The organism is Hydrogenophaga sp., assembly GCF_965657535.1.
Classification (GTDB): domain Bacteria; phylum Pseudomonadota; class Gammaproteobacteria; order Burkholderiales; family Burkholderiaceae_C; genus Hydrogenophaga.
This window is the reverse complement of sequence record NZ_CBFHOP010000005.1, coordinates 371373-390160: the sequence shown is the minus strand read 5'-3', so window position 1 is coordinate 390160 and position 18788 is coordinate 371373. Positions and strand designations below refer to the sequence as shown.

The 18788-nt window shown below is 61.7% G+C and carries 15 protein-coding genes; 4 read left to right on the top strand and 11 right to left on the bottom strand.

From position 1 onward, the window contains the following. Positions 1 to 79: 79 nt before the first annotated feature. The 3 genes from pssA to ACTG4K_RS11350 all read left to right on the top strand — a co-directional run bounded on the left by pssA (position 80) and on the right by ACTG4K_RS11350 (position 4144). Positions 80 to 889 (top strand): CDP-diacylglycerol--serine O-phosphatidyltransferase, encoded by an 810-nt coding sequence (gene pssA, locus ACTG4K_RS11360; protein WP_439114318.1) that lies wholly within the window; start codon positions 80 to 82, stop codon positions 887 to 889. A 237-nt stretch (positions 890 to 1126) separates the two neighbouring features. Continuing rightward, the gene (locus ACTG4K_RS11355; protein WP_439114317.1) at positions 1127 to 2668 is read left to right on the top strand and encodes a 2-isopropylmalate synthase; all 1542 of its coding nucleotides are present in this window, start codon (positions 1127 to 1129) and stop codon (positions 2666 to 2668) included. Between the two features lie 177 nt (positions 2669 to 2845). Then, positions 2846 to 4144 (top strand): serine hydrolase, encoded by a 1299-nt coding sequence (locus ACTG4K_RS11350; RefSeq protein WP_439114316.1) that lies wholly within the window; start codon positions 2846 to 2848, stop codon positions 4142 to 4144. A gap of 73 nt (positions 4145 to 4217) precedes the next feature. Here ACTG4K_RS11350 and ACTG4K_RS11345 read toward each other — a convergent pair whose 3' ends face one another. The 11 genes from ACTG4K_RS11345 to dapC all read right to left on the bottom strand — a co-directional run bounded on the left by ACTG4K_RS11345 (position 4218) and on the right by dapC (position 15084). Next, positions 4218 to 5018, bottom strand: a complete 801-nt coding sequence (locus tag ACTG4K_RS11345) for an IclR family transcriptional regulator (protein ID WP_439114315.1) — start codon at positions 5016 to 5018, stop codon at positions 4218 to 4220. Between the two features lie 114 nt (positions 5019 to 5132). Then, positions 5133 to 5873 carry an arginyltransferase gene (locus ACTG4K_RS11340; RefSeq protein ID WP_439114314.1) on the bottom strand — a complete coding sequence of 247 codons (741 nt, stop codon included), beginning with the start codon at positions 5871 to 5873 and terminating at the stop codon, positions 5133 to 5135. After that, positions 5870 to 6640: a leucyl/phenylalanyl-tRNA--protein transferase gene (gene aat / locus ACTG4K_RS11335; RefSeq protein ID WP_439114313.1), complete on the bottom strand. Its 771-nt coding sequence runs from the start codon at positions 6638 to 6640 to the stop codon at positions 5870 to 5872. The genes ACTG4K_RS11340 and aat overlap by 4 nt, the downstream gene beginning before the upstream one ends. 75 nt (positions 6641 to 6715) lie before the next feature. Next, positions 6716 to 7048, bottom strand: a complete 333-nt coding sequence (locus tag ACTG4K_RS11330) for a VanZ family protein (RefSeq protein WP_439114312.1) — start codon at positions 7046 to 7048, stop codon at positions 6716 to 6718. Positions 7049 to 7118: 70 nt separating this feature from the next. After that, the gene (locus ACTG4K_RS11325) at positions 7119 to 7367 is read right to left on the bottom strand and encodes a GlsB/YeaQ/YmgE family stress response membrane protein (RefSeq protein ID WP_439114311.1); all 249 of its coding nucleotides are present in this window, start codon (positions 7365 to 7367) and stop codon (positions 7119 to 7121) included. Between the two features lie 178 nt (positions 7368 to 7545). Further along, on the bottom strand, positions 7546 to 9606 hold the full coding sequence (locus ACTG4K_RS11320; RefSeq protein WP_439114310.1) for an ABC-F family ATP-binding cassette domain-containing protein: 2061 nt from the start codon (positions 9604 to 9606) through the stop codon (positions 7546 to 7548). Beyond that, entirely contained in the window at positions 9603 to 10496 is an 894-nt protein-coding gene (gene prmB / locus ACTG4K_RS11315) for a 50S ribosomal protein L3 N(5)-glutamine methyltransferase (RefSeq protein WP_439114309.1), read from the bottom strand. The genes ACTG4K_RS11320 and prmB overlap by 4 nt, the downstream gene beginning before the upstream one ends. 20 nt (positions 10497 to 10516) lie before the next feature. Continuing rightward, entirely contained in the window at positions 10517 to 11689 is a 1173-nt protein-coding gene (dapE, locus tag ACTG4K_RS11310; RefSeq protein ID WP_439114308.1) for a succinyl-diaminopimelate desuccinylase, read from the bottom strand. Between the two features lie 4 nt (positions 11690 to 11693). Further along, entirely contained in the window at positions 11694 to 12854 is a 1161-nt protein-coding gene (locus tag ACTG4K_RS11305) for a PilT/PilU family type 4a pilus ATPase (protein ID WP_439114307.1), read from the bottom strand. 136 nt (positions 12855 to 12990) lie between these two features. Beyond that, positions 12991 to 13815, bottom strand: a complete 825-nt coding sequence (dapD, locus tag ACTG4K_RS11300) for a 2,3,4,5-tetrahydropyridine-2,6-dicarboxylate N-succinyltransferase (RefSeq protein WP_439114306.1) — start codon at positions 13813 to 13815, stop codon at positions 12991 to 12993. A 45-nt stretch (positions 13816 to 13860) separates the two neighbouring features. Beyond that, positions 13861 to 15084: a succinyldiaminopimelate transaminase gene (dapC, locus tag ACTG4K_RS11295; protein WP_439114305.1), complete on the bottom strand. Its 1224-nt coding sequence runs from the start codon at positions 15082 to 15084 to the stop codon at positions 13861 to 13863. A gap of 162 nt (positions 15085 to 15246) precedes the next feature. On the opposite strand from dapC, the gene smc reads away from it, so the two are divergent. Next, entirely contained in the window at positions 15247 to 18777 is a 3531-nt protein-coding gene (gene smc / locus ACTG4K_RS11290) for a chromosome segregation protein SMC (RefSeq protein WP_439114304.1), read from the top strand. Positions 18778 to 18788: the final 11 nt, after the last annotated feature.

Genomic DNA, 18788 nt, shown 5'->3' with positions numbered 1-18788 from the left:
TGGCTTACACTGGCGTTTTGCCGGTTGGGCGCAGCGCCGGACGGCGTCAGCAGTTGCCCCCGCTTTATCAGAGAACTTCATGCACGACGGATCCGACCCACTCATGCCCCACAACGAAGAGATGCGCAAACGGCGCAAGGGCATCTATATGGTGCCCAACATGATCACGCTGGCCGCGCTGTTTGGCGGGTTCTACGCGATTGTGATGGCGATGAATGGGCGCTACGACCTGGCGACGGTTGCCATCTTCGTAGCCATGGTGCTGGACAGCCTGGATGGCCGCGTGGCCCGCATGACAAATACCCAGAGCGCTTTTGGCGAGCAAATGGACTCGCTCTCCGACATGGTTTCGTTCGGTGCCGCGCCCGCCCTGATCGCCTACATCTGGGCTTTGAGCGGTCTGGGGCGCTGGGGCTGGATTGCGGCGTTTGTGTACTGTGCCTGCGCGGCCTTGCGCTTGGCTCGATTCAACGTGAACACGGGGGTCGTTGACAAGCGCTATTTTCAGGGCCTGCCTTCTCCCGCTGCCGCCGCGCTGGTCGCCGGCTTTATCTGGCTGGCGACCGAATACGGATTTAAAGGCTCCGAGCTGGTCTGGCCCATGTTCGGCCTCACCCTGTACGCAGGTCTGACCATGGTCACCAACGTGCCTTTTTACAGCTTCAAAGACCTGAGTCTGAAAAAGAGTGTGCCGTTTGCATCCATTGTTCTTGTGGCGCTGGGCATCGCTGTGATCAATATCCACCCACCGTCGGTCCTTTTTGGGCTGTTCGTACTTTACGGTCTGTCCGGTTATGCGGTTTATTTCTGGCGCAGGGCCAAGGGACGTCAAACCAGTGTGATCAGCACGTCTACCGACGAGCCCGACGAACGCGGGCTGCACGAGTAAGGTTTTGGCGATCGTTGCCATGGTTTTCCTCAATGCAGGGGCTGCCTACTTTGTGATATATTGATCCTATGAAACGGATTTCTTTCGCTCTACTACTGGGTGTCCTACACGGGCAGTCTTGGTAACGCGCGAGTGATTTCCAACAACGGCCCGTTTGCACCTGCAACGGGCCGTTTGTTTTTGGGTTGCGGGTTTTTTTCAAGAGTGGTCGTTGATGCCACGCACCGGAGATTTGATATGAGCGACAAACTGATCATTTTTGACACCACCTTGCGCGACGGCGAGCAGTCACCCGGCGCCTCCATGACCAAAGACGAGAAGCTGCGCATTGCGCGCCAGCTTGAGCGCCTCCGAGTGGATGTGATCGAGGCCGGTTTTGCCGCCAGTTCCAACGGTGACTTTGACTGCGTGCAAGCCATTGCCAACACCATCAAAGACTCGACAGTGTGCTCGCTGGCTCGGGCCAATGACCGCGATATTTCCCGCGCTGCCGAGGCGCTCAAAGGAGCTCAGCGCGCCCGCATTCATACCTTCATTGCGACCAGTCCGCTGCACATGGAGAAAAAGCTGCGCATGACGCCCGACGAGGTGTTTGAGCAGGCCAAGCAGTCTGTCCGCTTCGCGCGCAATCTGGTGGAAGACGTGGAATTCAGCCCAGAAGACGGCTACCGCAGCGACATGGATTTCTTGTGCCGGGTACTGGAAGCGGTGATCAAGGAAGGCGCCACGACGCTGAACATTCCAGACACCGTGGGTTACGCTATCCCCGAGCTCTATGGCGAATTCATCCGCACCCTGCGCGAGCGCATTCCGAATTCCGACAAAGCCATCTGGTCGGTCCACTGCCACAACGACTTGGGCATGGCGGTGGCCAATTCGCTCGCCGGTGTCAAGATCGGCGGTGCGCGCCAGGTCGAGTGCACCATCAACGGCCTGGGCGAGCGCGCTGGCAACTGTTCGCTGGAAGAAGTGGTGATGGCCGTGCGCACCCGTCGCGATTACTTCAACCTTGATGTGGGCGTCGACACCACCCAGATCGTACCCGCGAGCCGTATGGTCAGCCAGACAACAGGCTTTGTGGTGCAACCCAACAAGGCTGTGGTGGGGGCGAACGCATTCGCCCATGCCAGCGGCATCCACCAAGACGGCGTGCTCAAGGCGCGAGATACCTATGAAATCATGCGTGCTGAAGACGTAGGCTGGGCTGCCAACAAGATTGTGCTGGGCAAGCTTAGTGGTCGCAATGCTTTCAAACAGCGCCTTCAGGACTTGGGCATCGAGATGGAGTCCGAGAGCGAGATCAACACCGCGTTCGCAGCGTTCAAAGAACTGGCCGACCGCAAGAGCGAAATTTTTGACGAGGACATCCTCGCGCTGTGCAGCGACGAAAGCGTGACTGCGGAGAAGGAGCAGTACGGTCTGGTTTCGTTGTCACAGCACAGCGAAACGGGCGAGCGTCCTCACGCGAATATTGTGTTTACCAACGGTGGCAAAGAAGTGGTCTGCGAGTCCGGTGGCAACGGTCCCGTGGATGCATCCTTGAAGGCCATCGAGAGCCAGCTCAACAGCGGCGCCGAGATGGTTCTCTACTCCGTCAACGCCATCACCAGCGGCTCCACCGAGAGCCAGGGTGAGGTCACGGTGCGGTTGCAGCATGGTGGTCGGGTGGTGAACGGTGTGGGCGCCGACCCGGACATTGTGGTGGCGTCGGCCAAGGCCTACCTTAGTGCCCTCAACAAGCTGCACAGCAAGGCAGATCGGGTTTCCGCGCAAGGATAAAACTATTAAAAATCAATCACTTAGACGGCAGTTTTTAGTAAAGTCAAGAATATCATTGCAATGTAGTTCTTTTTAATTCTTTTATTGAGATGAGTTACATAAGTTTTTGATATTGCTAGTTTTTTTCAAATTGTCTATACTCCACTCCAGCACAATTCCGATGGCTGGAGTGGATCCATGAAAATTTGCGTAAATCGCCTTCTAAAAGCCATCCACGGTACTGTTGCTTTCGCGCTTGCAGCAGGGCTTGCATTCCCTGGTGTTGTGTCTGCTGCGGCGGATCAAAAACAGACACAGAAAGCAAAAATTGCTGCGCCGAACCAGACGGCTGGCAAAAAAAAGCCCTCTCAGAAAAACGCAGCTGCGCACGAAAAGTCAGCCTCGAAAAAAGGGATTGCTCCCAAGGCAGGAGTCCAACCTCAATTGGCCAAAGCGCAGCGAGGTAGCAAAGCCACGCTCAAAGTTGCCAAGGCAACCAAGCGCAATGGACACAGCGTGACCGCGAAACAAGGCGCCAGCAAGGCGGGCTTGTCCAAGCAGGCTGGCGCCAAGCAGCCCCGCAAAAACTTGGTTCTTGCGAACCACCGGAACATGCCAGTGAGTAGCAAGGTGGCGGTGCGACACAGCTCGGATGCCCCTTTGGTGCGTGTTGCTTCGGTGGCCAGTCTCTCCGCCGGCGAGCGTCTGGGTCTTAGGGCGAGTCAAGACGCCTTGGACCTCAGCTCCAGCGTGGCACTTGTGGTGGATCAGGACACCAACGAAGTGCTCTTCAGCAAGAACGACTCTGCGGTGCTCCCAATCGCATCGCTGACCAAACTGATGACAGGCCTCGTGATTGCGGACGCGAACCTCTCCATGGATGAGGCCATTACCATCACGCAAGATGATGTGGACATTTACAAAGGCAGTCGCTCGAGGCTGGCTGTGGGCACCACCTTGAGTCGTGGTGAGTTGATGCATCTGGCGCTGATGTCTAGCGAAAACCGTGCGGCCCACGCATTGGGGCGTACCTATCCCGGTGGTCTGCGGCATTTTGTTTCTCTGATGAACAGCAAGGCCCGTGAACTGGGCATGTACGACACCCGTTACGTGGAACCGACGGGCTTGCTAAGCCAGAACCAGTCCAGTGCGAGGGACCTGGCCACGCTGGTTTCAGTGGCCTACGAGCGGCCCATATTGCGTGACCTGTCCACCTCGCCGAGCCACCAATTGGAACTTGGTCATCGGACGCTGCAGTTCAACAATTCCAACCGCTTGATTCGCGATCCAGAGTGGGACATCGGTTTGCAGAAAACAGGCTATATCTCAGAGGCGGGTCGTTGCCTCGTGATGCAGGCCAAGGTGGCAGGGCGCAAGGTCATCATGGTGTTTCTGGATTCGGCGGGCAAGCTCAGCCGCGTCCAGGACGCCGAGCGCGTGCGGCGCTGGGTAGAGGCGCAGTCCCGCGAGCCCGTGTTGATCAGACCCCAAGGCTAATAACCGCCTTGTTTTCATAAAAAAACGGTCCCTATGGACCGTTTTTTTGGTGCTTGGCTGATGCCTTCAGCGTTCAGCCTCGTCCCGTGACCAGCTGTGCTTTGGGGCAGCCCAAGGCGGCGGAAATTTCGGCCGCTGTGGCGCGAAGTTTGGGAACCCAGCTCTCGTCAATGCGATCTGCGGGCGCCGAAATAGAAAGCCCCGCGACCAACTTGCATTGATCGTCGTAAATGCCTGCGGCCATACAACGTACGCCCAGCTCCAGTTCTTCGTTGTCTCTGGCAACGCCAGCCTGACGGCATTGATTCAGTTCGCGTTCCAATGTCGCCAACTGGGTCAAACTGTTGCGCGTGTTGCCGACCAGACCTGTGCGGGTGGCATAAGCGCGCACACGTTGAGGGTCATCGGCAGCCAGAAACAATTTCCCCACCGATGTGAGGTGCAGCGGTGCACGCCCACCAATGGCCCGGACAACCTGCATACCCGAGCGCTCGCTGTAGGCCCGTTCAACATACACAATCTCGTCACCCTGGCGCATGCTGAGGTTCACGGGCTGCTGAATCAGTTTGTGCAGCTCACGCATAGGGACCAAGGCTGCGTCACGCACACTCAGGCGGGCTTTCACCAGGTTGCCCAGCTCGAGCAAGCGCATGCCCAGACGGTAACTGCCTGCTTCTGGACGGTCAACAAAGCGGCCTATGGTGAGATCGTTCAAAATGCGGTGCGCTGTCGAAGGGTGGAGCCCTGTTTTTTCGCTGATTTCCTTGAGCGATACCGGCTCTTCTCGTGAGGCCAGCACTTCCAGCAAATTGAACATGCGTTCAATCACCTGAACGGTTGGTGTAGTGGGCAGTTGGTCGGATCGTTTGGTCATGGGCTCTGCAGTGGTTGTTTTTATTTTACGAGATGAAATTGCACCCCGCCAAATGAGCCGCTGCAGGGTGGTGCCCGAGCACGGATGGGTGAGCAATTGGTCCAGGCGCCTGGACTAAACGTTGCCGCGGACCCAGTCCCCGTCGATCAGCAGTTCGTGAGGGCCGTAGCCAGCCTTGTAGTTCATCTTGTGGCTTTGATCAATCCAGTAGCCCAGATACACATAGGGCAGGCCTAAGATGCGCGCCTGGTCGATCTGCCACAGCACGCCATAGGTGCCGTAACTGGCTTTTTCGTCCGGCTCGTAGAAGGTATAGACAGCAGACAGACCATCGTTCAAGACGTCGACAATAGAGACCATTTTCAAGGAACCTGGCTCGCCGTTCGGGCTGGCTTCGTAAAACTCAACCAGACGGGAATTCACCCGACTTTGCAGCAAAAACTGGGTGTACTGATCAATGCTATCGTGGTCCATGCCACCGCCCGCGTGTCGGCTGTTTTGGTAGCGCAGGTAGAGCTGGTAGTGCTCGGGCACGTAACAAAGTTTGAGCACCCTTGTCTGCAGCGTGGCGTGTTGCCGCAGGCTGCGCCGCTGGCTGCGGGTGGGAGTGAAATCAGCCACCGGAACCCTGAGCGGCACACAAGCTTTGCAGCCATCGCAATAGGGCCGGTAGGTGAACATGCCGCTGCGGCGAAACCCATGGGTGACGAGATCGGAGTAGGCGTCGTTGTGAATCAGGTGGCTGGGCGTGGCCACCTGTGAGCGGGCCTGTCGCCCTGGCAGGTAGCTGCAAGGGTAGGGCGCCGTGGCATAAAACTGCAGCGCTTGAAGCGGGAGTTCTTTGAGGTTCGTCACGCGGATGGGTTGTGTTCGGCGAACAATTTTTGCCAGTATATCGGCTCAAATTTCCAGTCGGGCGCTGCGTGTTGCGTGGCCCGCCGAACGTGCTGGTGAAAAGTTTGGCGCGGCATGAGTTCACCGCCCAGCGAGGTGAGGTGGGCCGTGTCTTGCTGGCAGTCGATCAGTGGAATTTGCTTGGCCCGGCAAAATGCGACCAGCGCCGCCAAGGCGATTTTGGATGCGTTGCTTTGTCGGCTGAACATGGATTCACCGAACACCATGGCACCAAGGTTGACGGCGTAGAGGCCGCCCACGAGCTCGCCGTCGATCCAGGTTGCCACGCTGTGCGCCACGCCCGCCTGGTGCAGCCGCAGGTAGGCCTGCAACATGCCAGGTAGTATCCAGGTGCCGTCTTGACCAGTACGGGATATATGGGCGCAGCTGCGGATCACGCGCTCGAAATCGTGGTCAAAATGCACCTCCAGCCGGCCGGCGTTCAGCAAGCTCTGGATGGTTTTGCGCAACGATCGGTGCAGGCGAAAGGCGTCGGTGCGCAGCACCATGCGCGGATCGGTGCTCCACCACAAGATGGGTTGGCCAGCGCTGTACCAAGGGAAAATGCCCTGCGAGTAGGCCGACACCAGCGTTGCCACATCCAACAGGCCACCTGCAGCCAGCAGACCCGGTGCCGGGTCGTGCGCTCCCCAGGCCGTTTCTACTGGTGGAAAGGCTTGACCCGGCTCCAGCCAGGGCAGCGCAGGGGTGGAGGGATTGTTGGACATGCTTCTATTGTGCCGGCAGGTGCCGGCACGGACCGAAAGCACATGCCTGCGCAGCAGACAGGCCGCGCCTGGGTTTCAAGGGGCCGATGGGCGTTGCCACAGGTACCGTGCGGTGAGTGCCGTGACGATGCCTACCGCGTCGGCCAGGAGATCGAGCCAGTCGCCGTGGCGCCAGCCCGTGGCTGACTGCGCCAGTTCGATGGCAGCCCCGGCCAGCAGCAAGACCATGCCCAGGTAGCGCCAGTGCTTTTCTGGGTAGGCCAGCGAGGCCAGGCAAGTCAAACCCAAGAAGCCGAGTGCATGCTGCGCCTTGTCCCAAAAATTGAACACAGGGGGCAACATGGCACCGGGCATGAGCGAGAGTGCAACGACCGCTGCAAGTGCGCACCAAAAAGCTGCTTTTTTCATGGAGGCAACAGCCGGCAGGTTGGCGTGGTGGCCTGCGGTGCCTGTGCTTGGTCAAACACCCCGCAAGTTGTCATTTCTTTTTGATGAAACCGTAAATCACCAGCAACAGCACCGCGCCGATGACCGATGCCATGAAGCCCGCGGCCTGGCCGGGCGCGTACAGGCCGAGGGCAGCACCCAGGTAACTGGCGACAAACGAGCCGGCCACGCCGAGCACGGCGGTCATGATCCAGCCCATGCCGTCTTCACCGGGTTTGATGGCCCGGGCGATGAAGCCTGCAATGAGGCCAATGAAAAGCGTGCCGAGAATGGACATCATGTGGAGACCCTGCTTCGTTGAAAAGATGGAACGGCTTGCGACAGCCGCAAACCCTGATCAACTGTATCGACTATTGAGCTGTTAAAACACCAACGGCAGCAGTTCAACCGAGGGACCGCAACCCAGGCATGTGCCTTGTCACTGTCCTGTGGTCAGCACGCGCCTTGAGATTGCCCGATCATGCGCTGGCGGCTTCAATAGCTTCGGTCAGTTCCAGCCAGCGCGCTTCCAGGGTGTCGTTTTCATCGTTCACCGTCTTGAGGCGGCGCCCGGAATCGGCGATATCACTGCTGTTCAGCGGCTGGCTCAAAGCGGTTTCCAGCTTGGTCTTTTCGAGTGCAAGCAGCGCCATGCGCTTTTCGGTTTGCTCCAGCTCTTTCTTCAGTGGCCGGGTTTTTTCGGCCACTTGCTGACGGCGCAGGGCGTCTTGGCGGCGCTGCTCCGGGCTGCGGCTGGTGAGCGACTGAAGCTCCACCGCTTGGGAAACCTGGGCTGGCGCGGCAGCCACCACGGCCGCCTTGTCATGGGCCCTGGGCGCTGGGGACGGTGCTGCCGCAGACGCGCTGCTGCGCTGCTGGTCGCGCTGTTCCTGGCGTTGTGCTTCGCGCGACTGTTTGGCCATGTCCAGCAGGTAGCGCTGGTAGTCGTCCAGATCGCCGTCAAACGGCTCAATGCCGCCGCGAGAGACCAGCCAGAACTCGTCACACACGGCGCGCAGCAGGGCGCGGTCGTGGCTGACGAGCATGACGGTGCCTTCAAACTCGTTGAGCGCCATGGACAGCGCTTCGCGTGTGGCCAGGTCCAGGTGGTTGGTGGGTTCGTCCAGCAGCAGCAGATTGGGGCGCTGCCAGACGATCATGCACAGCACCAGGCGGGCTTTTTCTCCGCCGCTCATGCTGCCCACGGCCTGTTTCACCTGGTCGCCCGTGAAGTTGAAGCTGCCCAGGAACCCGCGCAGGTCTTGCTCGCGCGTGGCCTGGCCGCTCAGGCGGCCTTCGGCCGTGCATTCGCGCACCAGTCGGATCATGTGTTCCAGCGGCGTGTCGGCTGGACGCAGCACGTCAAGCTCCTGCTGGGCAAAGTAGCCAATGTTGAGCCCCTTGCCTTCGGTGATGGTGCCGGCCAGCGCTTGCAGGTCGCGCGCAATGGTTTTCACCACGGTGGACTTGCCCTGGCCGTTGGCGCCCAAAATGCCGATGCGTTGTCCCGCCAGAACCGATTTGCTGACGTTACGCACGATCAGCGTGGGCTCGCCGCCTTCCACCGCCGGGGGGTAGCCAAAGCTCACGTCCTGCATGGCCAGCATGGGGTTGGGCAGGTTTTGCGGCTCGCTGAATTCGAAGGTGAATTCGGCGTCGGCCAGCACCGGGCCGATTTTCTCCATACGCTCCAGCGCTTTCACGCGGCTCTGCGCCTGCTTGGCCTTGCTGGCCTTGGCCTTGAAGCGGTCAATGAACTTTTGCAGGTGCGCCATCTTGTCCTGCTGCTTGGAATAGGCGGTGGCCTGCAGCGCCATTTGTTCGGCGCGCATGTCTTCAAAGCGGCTGTAATTGCCGCCGTAGCGCGTGAGCTGGGCGCGTTCGATGTGGATGGTGACGTCGGTCACGGCGTCCAGGAACTCGCGGTCGTGGCTGATCACGAGCATGGTGCCCTCGTAGCGCTTGAGCCAAGCTTCCAGCCACACCAGAGCGTCCAGGTCCAGGTGGTTGGTGGGTTCGTCCAGCAGGAGCAAGTCGCTCGGGCACATCAGGGCGCGGGCCAGTTGCAGGCGCATACGCCAGCCACCCGAGAAGCTGTTGACCGGGTGCTCCAGCTCGTCGGTGCGAAAACCCAGGCCCAAAATCAGCGCTTGCGCGCGCGCCGGTGCATCGTGTGCGCCAGCGTCGTGCAGCGCCATGTAGGCGTTGGCCATGCGTTCGCCGTCGCCGCTGTCTTCGGCTGCGGCCACTTCGGTTTGCGCGGCCAGCAGTGTCACATCGCCTTCGATGACGAACTGCGTGGCGGGCATGTCGGTTTCAGGCATATCCTGAGCCACCTGGGCCATGCGCCACTGGGCGGGCACGTAGAAGTCGCCCTTGTCTTCGTGCAGGGTGTGGTTGAGCAGGCCGAACAGGCTGGACTTGCCAGCGCCGTTGCGGCCCACCAGGCCGACTTTTTCACCGGGGTTGATGGTGCAAGAGGCGCCATCGAGCAGGACCTTCGTGCCGCGACGAAGGACAAGGTTTTTGAGCGTGATCATGGATGGGGCGAGGGCGATGCTGCCAGCGCCGAAAGAGATTCAAAGGTGAGAAGGAGGACCTGGTCGTCGCCTGCACTGGTGCTCAGCCAGACGGTTTCCAGTTGCGGGAAGGCCGCTTCAAAATGTTCGCGCTCGTTGCCAATTTCAAGCACCAGCACGCCCTGTGGACTGAGCCGCGCGGGCAGGTCGCGCAGCAAGGCGCGGATGAAATCCATGCCGTCGGTGCCGCCGGCCAGGGCCAGCGCGGGTTCCGCCCGGTATTCGGCGGGCAGGGCGTTCATGCTGTCGGCATTCACATAGGGTGGGTTGCACAGCACCAGGTCCCATGGGCCGGGACAAGCAGCCAGGCCGTCGGACTCGATGAGGGTGATGCGGTCTTGCAGGCCGTGTTGGTCCACGTTGATGCGGGCCACGGCCAGGGCTTCGGTGGAAATGTCGGCTCCGGTGACATGCACGTCGGGCCAGGCCAGGGCCGCCAGCACGGCCAGGCTGCCGTTGCCAGTACACAGGTCGAGCACCGTGCGGGTATGCGCGCCCAGCCAGTGGTCGATGCTGCCTTCGGCGATCAGTTCGGCAATGAAACTGCGTGGAACGATGGCGCGGCGGTCTACGTAAAACGGCACCCCCTGCAACCAAGCTTCTTGCGTGAGGTAGGCTGCGGGCTCACGGGTGTCGATGCGGCGTTGCACGAGTGCGCGCACCGCGGCTTGCTGGTCGGGTGAAACGGACTGTTCGGCCAGCGCGTCCAGGTCGCTGTCCAGCGGCAGGCCCAGCTGCCACAGCACCAGCCAGGCGGCTTCATCCTGGGCGTTGGTGGTGCCGTGGCCGTAGGCCAGTTGGGCCGTGTCGAGGCTGTGGGCGGCCTCGGTCAAAAGTTGTTGCAGTGTCAAAAGGATGTCCGATGAAACGTTCAGCGGCTGACTCTGGCCACCTGGGCCAGGTTGTCCAGGGTGCGCCGGTAGATGTTTTTTAGGGGTTCAATGTCGGCCACGGGCACACATTCGTCGATTTTGTGGATGGTGGCGTTGGTCGGGCCCAGTTCGATGACCTGCGGGCAGACCTGGGCAATGAAGCGCCCGTCGCTGGTGCCGCCGGTGGTGGATAGCTGGGTGTTCAGGCCGGTTTCGGCGTGAATCGCTGCCCGCACGGCGTCCACCAGGGTGCCGGGTGCGGTGAGGAAAGGCAAACCACCAATGGTCCAGGCCAGGTCGTAGTCGGCCCCGGCGTGCAGGCTGTGGTGCTGCAAGATGTCGGCCACGCGCTGTTGCAGGCCCTCGGAGGTGGATTCGGTGGAAAACCGGAAATTGAAATCCACCACCACGGTGCCGGGAATGACGTTGCTGGCGCCTGTGCCGCCGTGGATGTTGCTGATCTGCCAGCTGGTGGGCGGGAAATAGGTGTTGCCGGCGTCCCAAGCTGTGGTGGCCAGCTCGGCCAGTGCCGGTGCCGCCATGTGGATCGGGTTTTTCGCCAGGTGCGGGTAGGCGATGTGGCCTTGAATACCCTTCACGGTGAGCTTGCCGCTCATGGTGCCACGGCGGCCGTTTTTGATCATGTCGCCGGTGCGTTCCACCGAGGTGGGCTCGCCCACAATGCACCAGTCCATGCGCTCGCCGCGGCGCTGCAGTTCGCGGCATACCACCACGGTACCGTCCAGCGCCGGGCCTTCTTCGTCACTGGTGAGCAAAAAGGCGATGTCGATCGCCGGTTGGGGGTGCGCGGCCACGAACTCTTCGCACGCCACCACCATGGCAGCCAGCGAGGCTTTCATGTCGCTGGCGCCCCGGCCAAACAGCTTGCCGTCGCGGTGCGTGGGCACAAATGGGTCGCTCGCCCAGGCGCTGGTGGGGCCGGTCGGAACCACGTCGGTGTGGCCTGCAAAGACCAGGGTCGGTTGCTGGCCGCTGCCCAGCCGCGCCCAGAGGTTGGTGACCCGGAAGTCGGCCGGGCCGCTTTCGATGGATTCACACACAAAACCGAGCGCTGACAGGCGATCAGCGATCACCGTCTGGCACCCCTCGTCGCGCGGGGTAACAGAGGGGCGGGCCAGCAGTTCTTCGGTCAGGCGCAGGGTGGCGTTCATAGGCTCAGAATTTCACGTCGAGCGTGAAGTCGGTAAAAGTGGCGTTGTCGCCGTGGTCCTCGTCAGGCGGTGTCGCCTTCTGGTTGGATTTCAACGCGTTGAAATCGTTTTGCAGGCGCCACAAGAGGTTGCTGGGCGAGTCGGCGTGGGCCAGGCCCTCGTTGCGCGACACCAGGCCGTCGTTGATGAGGCGAGCCAGGTCTTGCTCAAAGCTCTGCGAGCCTTCTGCCAGCGACTTTTCCATGGCTTCGCGTACACCGGAGAAATCGCCTTTTTGAATGAGATCCGAGATCAGCGCCGTGTTGAGCATGACCTCCATGGCCGGCAAGCGCCCGCCGGTGTGTGTGCGCATGAGCCGCTGCGAAACAACGGCCCGCAGCGCAGATGCGAGGTCGCCCAGCATGACGGGGCGCACTTCTACAGGGTAGAAATTCAAAATGCGGTTGAGTGCCTGGTAGCTGTTGTTGGCGTGCATGGTGGCCAAGCACAATTGGCCAGACTGCGCATACGCGATGGCCGCCGACATGGTTTCACGGTCCCGGATCTCACCGATCAGGATCACGTCGGGCGCTTGGCGCAGGGCGTTTTTCAGTCCGATCTGCAAGGATGCTGTGTCGCTGCCAATTTCCCGCTGGTTGACCACCGACTTTTTGTTGCGGTGGACATATTCGATCGGGTCCTCGATGGTGAGGATGTGGCCGGTAGAGCGGTCGTTGCGGTGGTCGATCATGGCGGCCAGCGTGGTCGTCTTGCCGGCACCCGTGGCGCCCACCATGAGCACCAGACCCCGCTTTTCCATCACCAGATCGCCCAGGATGGGCGGCACGTTGAGCGATTCAAGTGCAGGCACTTCGCTGGGCACAAACCGGATCACCACCGCGTAGTTGCCGCGCTGGCGAAAAGCACTCAGCCGGAAGTTGCCTACTCCATCCAGTGGCACTGCCATATTGAGTTCGCCGGTTTCAACCAACTCTTCTATGCGCGAGGCCAGCACAATTTCGGCCAGCAAGTTGCGTGGTGCATCGGGCGGCAGCACCTGGCTGTTCACGGCGATGGTCTGCCCGTTGATCTTGATCATGGCCGGTGCGTGCGCCGACAGGTACACGTCCGAAGCCTTCTTCTCGGCCATCAGGCGCAGGATGCGCTCCATCGTTCCGCTGCTCATGCCATGTCCTTAAAAGGAGAAAACAGATTCGTGATCGGCGACCGTGCCCAAAGGCCAGAACACTGCGGAACAGGCTTTGCCAGGCCGCAGGTGTTGCCCCTTGAGGGCGGCGCGCAGCGACGGGGGTGGGCCCAGCTCAATCTCTGAGCAAGTCGTTCAGGCTGGTTTTGCTGCGCGTCTGGGCGTCAACCCGCTTGACGATGATGGCCGCGTACAGGCTGTACTTGCCGCCGTCTTTGGGCAAGCTGCCGCTGATGACCACCGAGCCCGACGGAATGCGGCCGTAGCTCACTTCGCCGGTGGCGCGGTCGTAAATGGGGGTGCTCTGGCCAATGTAGACGCCCATCGAAATCACCGAGTTTTCTTCCACCACCACGCCTTCGACCACTTCCGAGCGGGCGCCAATAAAGCAGTTGTCTTCAATGATGGTGGGGCCAGCCTGCAGCGGCTCCAGCACGCCGCCAATGCCGACGCCGCCGGACAAATGCACGTTCTTGCCAATCTGGGCACAAGAGCCCACGGTGGCCCAGGTGTCGACCATGGTGTTTTCGTCCACATAGGCGCCAATGTTTACATAGCTGGGCATCAGGATCGCGCCCTTGGCGATGTAGCTGCCACGGCGGGCCACGGCTGGCGGCACCACACGCACACCGGTGGCTTTCATTTCAGCCTCGCTCAGGTGGGCAAACTTGGTCTGCACCTTGTCGTAAAACGCCAGATCGCCGCTGCGCATCATTTGATTGTCTTTCAGGCGGAACGACAGCAGCACGGCCTTTTTGATCCACTGGTGCACGGTCCACTGGCCCACGGCTTCGCGGGTGGCCACGCGCAGCTTGCCGACATTGAGTTCGGCGATCACGTGTTCCACGGCATCCAGCACCTCTTTGGGGGCCGAGGCGGGCGAGAGTTCGGCGCGGTTGTCCCAGGCGGTGTTGATCAGGGTTTGCATTTGTTGGGTCATGGTCTCAGGCTCTGTAGAAAAGATGCAGTGAAAAAAAGTTAGGGATCAGTCGTTGTGGAACACAAACGCGTTGATACGCCCTGCGGCGTCCAGGCATTCGGCGGGCTCGGCCACCAGCGCCATGCGGACACGGGCTTTGCCGGGGTTGACGCCGGCCACTTCTCGGGCCAGGTAGCTGCCCGGTAAAACCGTCACATTGTATTGAGCCAGCAATTCGCGGGCAAAGGCTTCATCTGCCGTCAGGCCGGGAATGCGCCCTTCAAACACCGCGGGCACCTCGGCCCACAGGTAAAACGCGGCGTCGGGCAGGGCGACGTCCAGCGCCTGGGCCATCACCGGTGTGACCTGGGCAAATTTTTCGCGGTACTGGCGGCGGTTGTCCACCACATGGGCCTCGTCGTTCCAGGCCGCCACGCTGGCGGCTTGCACGGCCGGGCTCATGGCGCCGCCGTGGTAGGTGCGGTAGAGCAAAAACGGCTTGATCAGCGCGGCGTCGCCTGCCACGAAGCCGCTGCGCAGGCCCGGCACGTTGCTGCGCTTGGACAGGCTGGTGAACATGAGCAGGTTTTTGAAGTCGGTGCGGCCCAGCTTCAGCGCCGCTTCCAGCCCGCCCAGCGGCGGTTCGTCGCGGAAGTAAATTTCGCTGTAGCACTCGTCCGAAGCAATCACAAAGCCGTAGCGGTCGCTCAGGTCGAACAGCTTTTTCCATTCGTCCAACGGCATCACGGCGCCGGTGGGGTTGCCGGGCGAGCACACAAAGACCAGTTGCGTCTGGGCCCACACCGCTTCGGGCACGCTGTCCCAGTCCACCGCAAAATTGCGGGCCGGGTCGCTGGCCACGTAGTGCGGGCGGGCACCGCTCAACAGCGCCGCACCTTCATAAATTTGGTAGAACGGGTTGGGAAACACCAGCGTGGCGCCCGGCTGGGTCGGGTCGATCACCGTCTGCGCAAAGGCAAACAGCGCTTCCCGCGAGCCGTTCACCGGCAGCACCTGGGTGGCCGGGTTCACGCTCACGCCGTAGCGGCGCTGCAGCCAGGCGGCACAGGCTTCGCGCAAAGCGGGCTCGCCGGCGGTGGCGGGGTAGGTGGTCAGGCCGGTGTCGAGCGCGGCGGCCAGGGCCTGCTTCAGAAAGTCGGGCGTGGCGTGTTTGGGTTCGCCTATGCCCAGACTGATCGGGTGGTAATCCGGGTTGGGGGTGACGTCGGCAAACAGCTTGCGCAGCCGCTCGAAGGGGTAGGGCTGCAAGAGGGACAACTTGGGATTCATGGCGTGCATTATCCCAAGGCGCGATGCAGGGCTGCTGGCGCAGGGGCGTCCCCAGGGCCGGGGGTGGGTGGACACGGGTATCATGCGCATTGCGGTCCGGCCCCTGTGGGGGGAGGATTTTCGTTACAAATCAAACAGTTAGCCATCCGCGACCGAATTCCCGTGCGCCTCAATTCGATCAAGTTATCCGGGTTCAAGTCGTTCGCCGAACCGACGAACTTCATGCTGCCTGGCCAGTTGGTTGGCGTGGTGGGGCCCAATGGTTGTGGCAAGTCCAACATCATGGATGCGGTGCGCTGGGTGCTGGGCGAGTCCAAAGCGTCTGAGCTGCGTGGCGAGTCCATGCAGGACGTGATCTTCAACGGCACCAACACCCGCAAACCAGCCAGCCGCTCTAGCGTGGAACTGGTGTTTGACAACGCCGACCACCGCGCGGGCGGCCAATGGGGCCAGTTTGGCGAAATTGCGGTCAAGCGCGTGCTCACCCGCGACGGCACCAGCAGCTACTACATCAACAACCAGCCGGTGCGCCGGCGCGATGTGCAAGACGTGTTTCTGGGTACCGGCCTGGGACCGCGTGCCTACGCCATCATTGGCCAGGGCACCATCAGCCGCATCATTGAAAGCAAGCCCGAAGAGCTGCGCCTGTTTCTTGAAGAGGCCGCCGGGGTTTCCAAATACAAAGAGCGCCGCCGCGAGACCGCTCACCGCCTGGCCGACACGCGCGAAAACCTCACCCGCGTGGAAGACATCCTGCGCGAACTCAATGCGAACCTCGACAAGCTCGAAAAACAGGCCGAGGTGGCAGCGCGTTACAAAACCCTGCAAGCCGGCGCCACGCTCAAGCAGCACCAGCTGTGGTTTCTGAAACGCAGCGAGGCCGATGCCGACCAGGCCAAGGTGAAAAACGACGCCGCGCAAGCGCTCAACGACCTGGAGTCGCGCACCGCCGACCTGCGGCGTGTGGAGTCCGAACTGGAAACCATTCGGCAGGCCCACTACGCCGCTGGTGACCAGGTGAACCAGGCGCAGGGCAAGCTCTACGAAGCCACCGCCGAGGTCGGCAAGCTGGAAGCTGAGATTCGCTTTGTGGTGGAGGGCCGCCAGCGGGTGGAACAGCGTTTGGTGCAGCTCAAAGAGCAAATCGGCGCCTGGAGCACGCGCAGCGAAGACGCCGGCTTGGAGCTGGAGCAACTGGCCGAAGCCATGCTGGAGGCCGAAGACAAGTTGGTCGTGCTGGCGGCGCAGGGCGAAGAACAGGCCATGGCCCTGCCCGCACTGGAAGACAGCCTGCGCCAGACCCAGAGCCGCGCCAACGAACAGCGCGCCAGCGTGACGCAGGTGCAGCAGCAAATTCAGGTGCTGGCCGCCGAGCAGCGCAACATCGAAGAACAAAGCCGCCAGCTCAACCAGCGCCGTGAGCGCCTGGCCGCTGACCGCAACGCACTGGCCGCGCCCGACGAAGCGCGCTTGGAGCAGGCGCAAACCCAGCTGACCAGCGCGCAAGAACTCACCCAATTGAACGACGCCGTGTTGCAGGAACTGCAAGACAGCGTGCCCCAGCTTGACGACGAGCGCCGCAGCGCGCAGCAGGTGGTCAACCAAGAGTCGGCGCGGCAGTCCGATTTGTCAGCCCGCCTTGAAGCGCTCAAAGCGCTGCAAGATAAGGTGCGCACCGACGGCAAGCTGCGGCCCTGGTTGACCAAGCATGGTCTGGACGGCCTGCAAGCGCTGTGGAGCCGTTTGCATGTGGAGCCCGGCTGGGAAAACGCCCTGGAAGCCGCGCTGCGCGAGCGCCTGGGCGCGCTGGAGGTGTCGCGCCTGGACATGATGCGCGCCTTTGGCAACGACGCACCACCCGCCAAACTGGCCTTTTACAACCTGCCCGCCAGCGCAGCGCCCGTGCTGGATGCTGCCAGCGCCACTGGCCTTAAGCCGCTGGCCAGCTGGCTGCGCCAGCAAGACGCTGCCCAGCAAGCCTTGCTCGGCGAGTGGCTGCACGGCTGCTTGACGGCCGCTACGCTGGAAGAAGCGCTGGCGCAGCGCGGCCAATTGCAGGCGGGTGAAGCCATCTTTGTGCCCGGTGGCCACGCCGTTACCGTGCACAGCGTGAGCTTTTATGCTCCCGACAGCGAGCAGGCCGGCCTGCTGGCCCGGGCGCAAGAAATTGAACATCTGGAAAAAGAAGTGCGCGCCCAGGTGCTCATGGCCGAGCAGTCTCGCACCGCGCTGGTGCGCGCCGAAGCCGCTTATGCCGACGCTTCCCAGCGCCTGGTGAGCGCCCGCCGCGAAGCCGCCGACGCCCGCACCCGCGCCCACGAACTGCAGGTGGAAGCCCTGCGCCTGGCCCAGCTGGCCGAGCAAACCCGCGCACGCAGTGAGCAAATTGCGGGCGACATGGCCGAGGTGGACGCCCAGCTGGACGAACTGCAAGAACGCCGTGTGACCGCCGAAGCCCGCTTTGAAGAGCTGGACATGCAACTGGCCGACAGCCAGGAGCGCCACGCTCAGCTGGACGACAAGGTGATTGTCGCCGAGCGCGCCCTGAGCCAGGCGCGCGAGCAGCAACGCACGCTGGAGCGCACCGCCCAGGAGGCCACGTTTGCCCTGCGCAGCCTGCAAGCGCGCCAGGGCGAGTTGCAGCGTTCGCTGGAAACGGCAGCCAGCCAAGAAAAGTCGCTGGCCGACGAAGAGCAGCGCGCCCGCGACGAGCTTGCCCGCCTGAACGACGCCGCCGCCCAAGGTGGGCTGCAAAGCGCGCTGGCCGTGAAAATGGAGCGCGAGCAGGCGCTGGGCACGCTGCGCAGCGACTACGACGGCCTCACCGCCAAACTGCGCGTCAGCGACGAACGCCGCCTGCAGCTGGAGCGCGAACTGGAGCCGCTGCGCAACCGCATCACCGACTTCCAACTCAAAGAACAGGCCGCGCGCCTGGGGGTGGAGCAATACAGCCAACTGCTGACCGAAGCCGAAGCCGATCTGGCCGCCGTGGCCCAAAGCGTGACCGAAGGCAACGTGCGCCTGACGGGGCTGCAAAGCGAGATTGACCGTATACACCGTGAAATCCAGGCGCTGGGCGCGGTGAACTTGGCCGCGCTGGACGAACTGACCGCCGCGCGCGAGCGCAAAACCTTTTTGGACGCGCAGTCAGCCGACTTGGTGGAAGCCATGAACACGCTGGAAGACGCGATCAAAAAGATCGACGGCGAAACCCGCGAGCTGCTGGGCAGCACCTTTGAGACCGTCAACGGCCATTTTGGGCGCATGTTCCCCGAGCTGTTTGGCGGCGGCAACGCCCGCCTGGTGATGACGGGAGAGGAAATTCTGGACGCGGGCGTGCAGGTGCTGGCGCAGCCACCGGGCAAGAAAAACCAGACCATTCACCTGCTCTCTGGGGGGGAAAAAGCCCTAACGGCCATTGCGCTGGTATTTGCCATCTTTCAGCTCAATCCCGCTCCGTTTTGCCTGCTGGACGAGGTGGACGCGCCGCTGGACGACGCCAACACCGAGCGCTACGCCAAGCTGGTCACCAGCATGAGCAAAAAAGGCACCCAGTTCCTGTTCATCAGCCACAACAAGATCGCCATGGAAATGGCCGAACAACTGATTGGCGTGACCATGCAAGAACAGGGCGTTTCCCGCATCGTCGCGGTGGACATGGAGTCCGCTGCCGGCATGATTGAGTCCTCCTAAAAAAAACCAAG

Bases quoted from the DNA above. Each gene is read 5' to 3' on its own strand.
- ACTG4K_RS11350 (WP_439114316.1), top strand. From the start codon at position 2,846: ATGAAAATTTGCGTAAATCGCCTTCTAAAAGCCATCCACGGTACTGTT.
- ACTG4K_RS11330 (WP_439114312.1), bottom strand. From the start codon at position 7,048: ATGAAAAAAGCAGCTTTTTGGTGCGCACTTGCAGCGGTCGTTGCACTC.
- ACTG4K_RS11320 (WP_439114310.1), bottom strand. From the start codon at position 9,606: ATGATCACGCTCAAAAACCTTGTCCTTCGTCGCGGCACGAAGGTCCTG.
- ACTG4K_RS11345 (WP_439114315.1), bottom strand. From the start codon at position 5,018: ATGACCAAACGATCCGACCAACTGCCCACTACACCAACCGTTCAGGTG.
- dapC (WP_439114305.1), bottom strand. From the start codon at position 15,084: ATGAATCCCAAGTTGTCCCTCTTGCAGCCCTACCCCTTCGAGCGGCTG.
- aat (WP_439114313.1), bottom strand. From the start codon at position 6,640: ATGTCCAACAATCCCTCCACCCCTGCGCTGCCCTGGCTGGAGCCGGGT.
- ACTG4K_RS11325 (WP_439114311.1), bottom strand. From the start codon at position 7,367: ATGATGTCCATTCTCGGCACGCTTTTCATTGGCCTCATTGCAGGCTTC.
- ACTG4K_RS11355 (WP_439114317.1), top strand. From the start codon at position 1,127: ATGAGCGACAAACTGATCATTTTTGACACCACCTTGCGCGACGGCGAG.
- dapE (WP_439114308.1), bottom strand. From the start codon at position 11,689: ATGAACGCCACCCTGCGCCTGACCGAAGAACTGCTGGCCCGCCCCTCT.
- dapD (WP_439114306.1), bottom strand. From the start codon at position 13,815: ATGACCCAACAAATGCAAACCCTGATCAACACCGCCTGGGACAACCGC.
- pssA (WP_439114318.1), top strand. From the start codon at position 80: ATGCACGACGGATCCGACCCACTCATGCCCCACAACGAAGAGATGCGC.
- ACTG4K_RS11305 (WP_439114307.1), bottom strand. From the start codon at position 12,854: ATGAGCAGCGGAACGATGGAGCGCATCCTGCGCCTGATGGCCGAGAAG.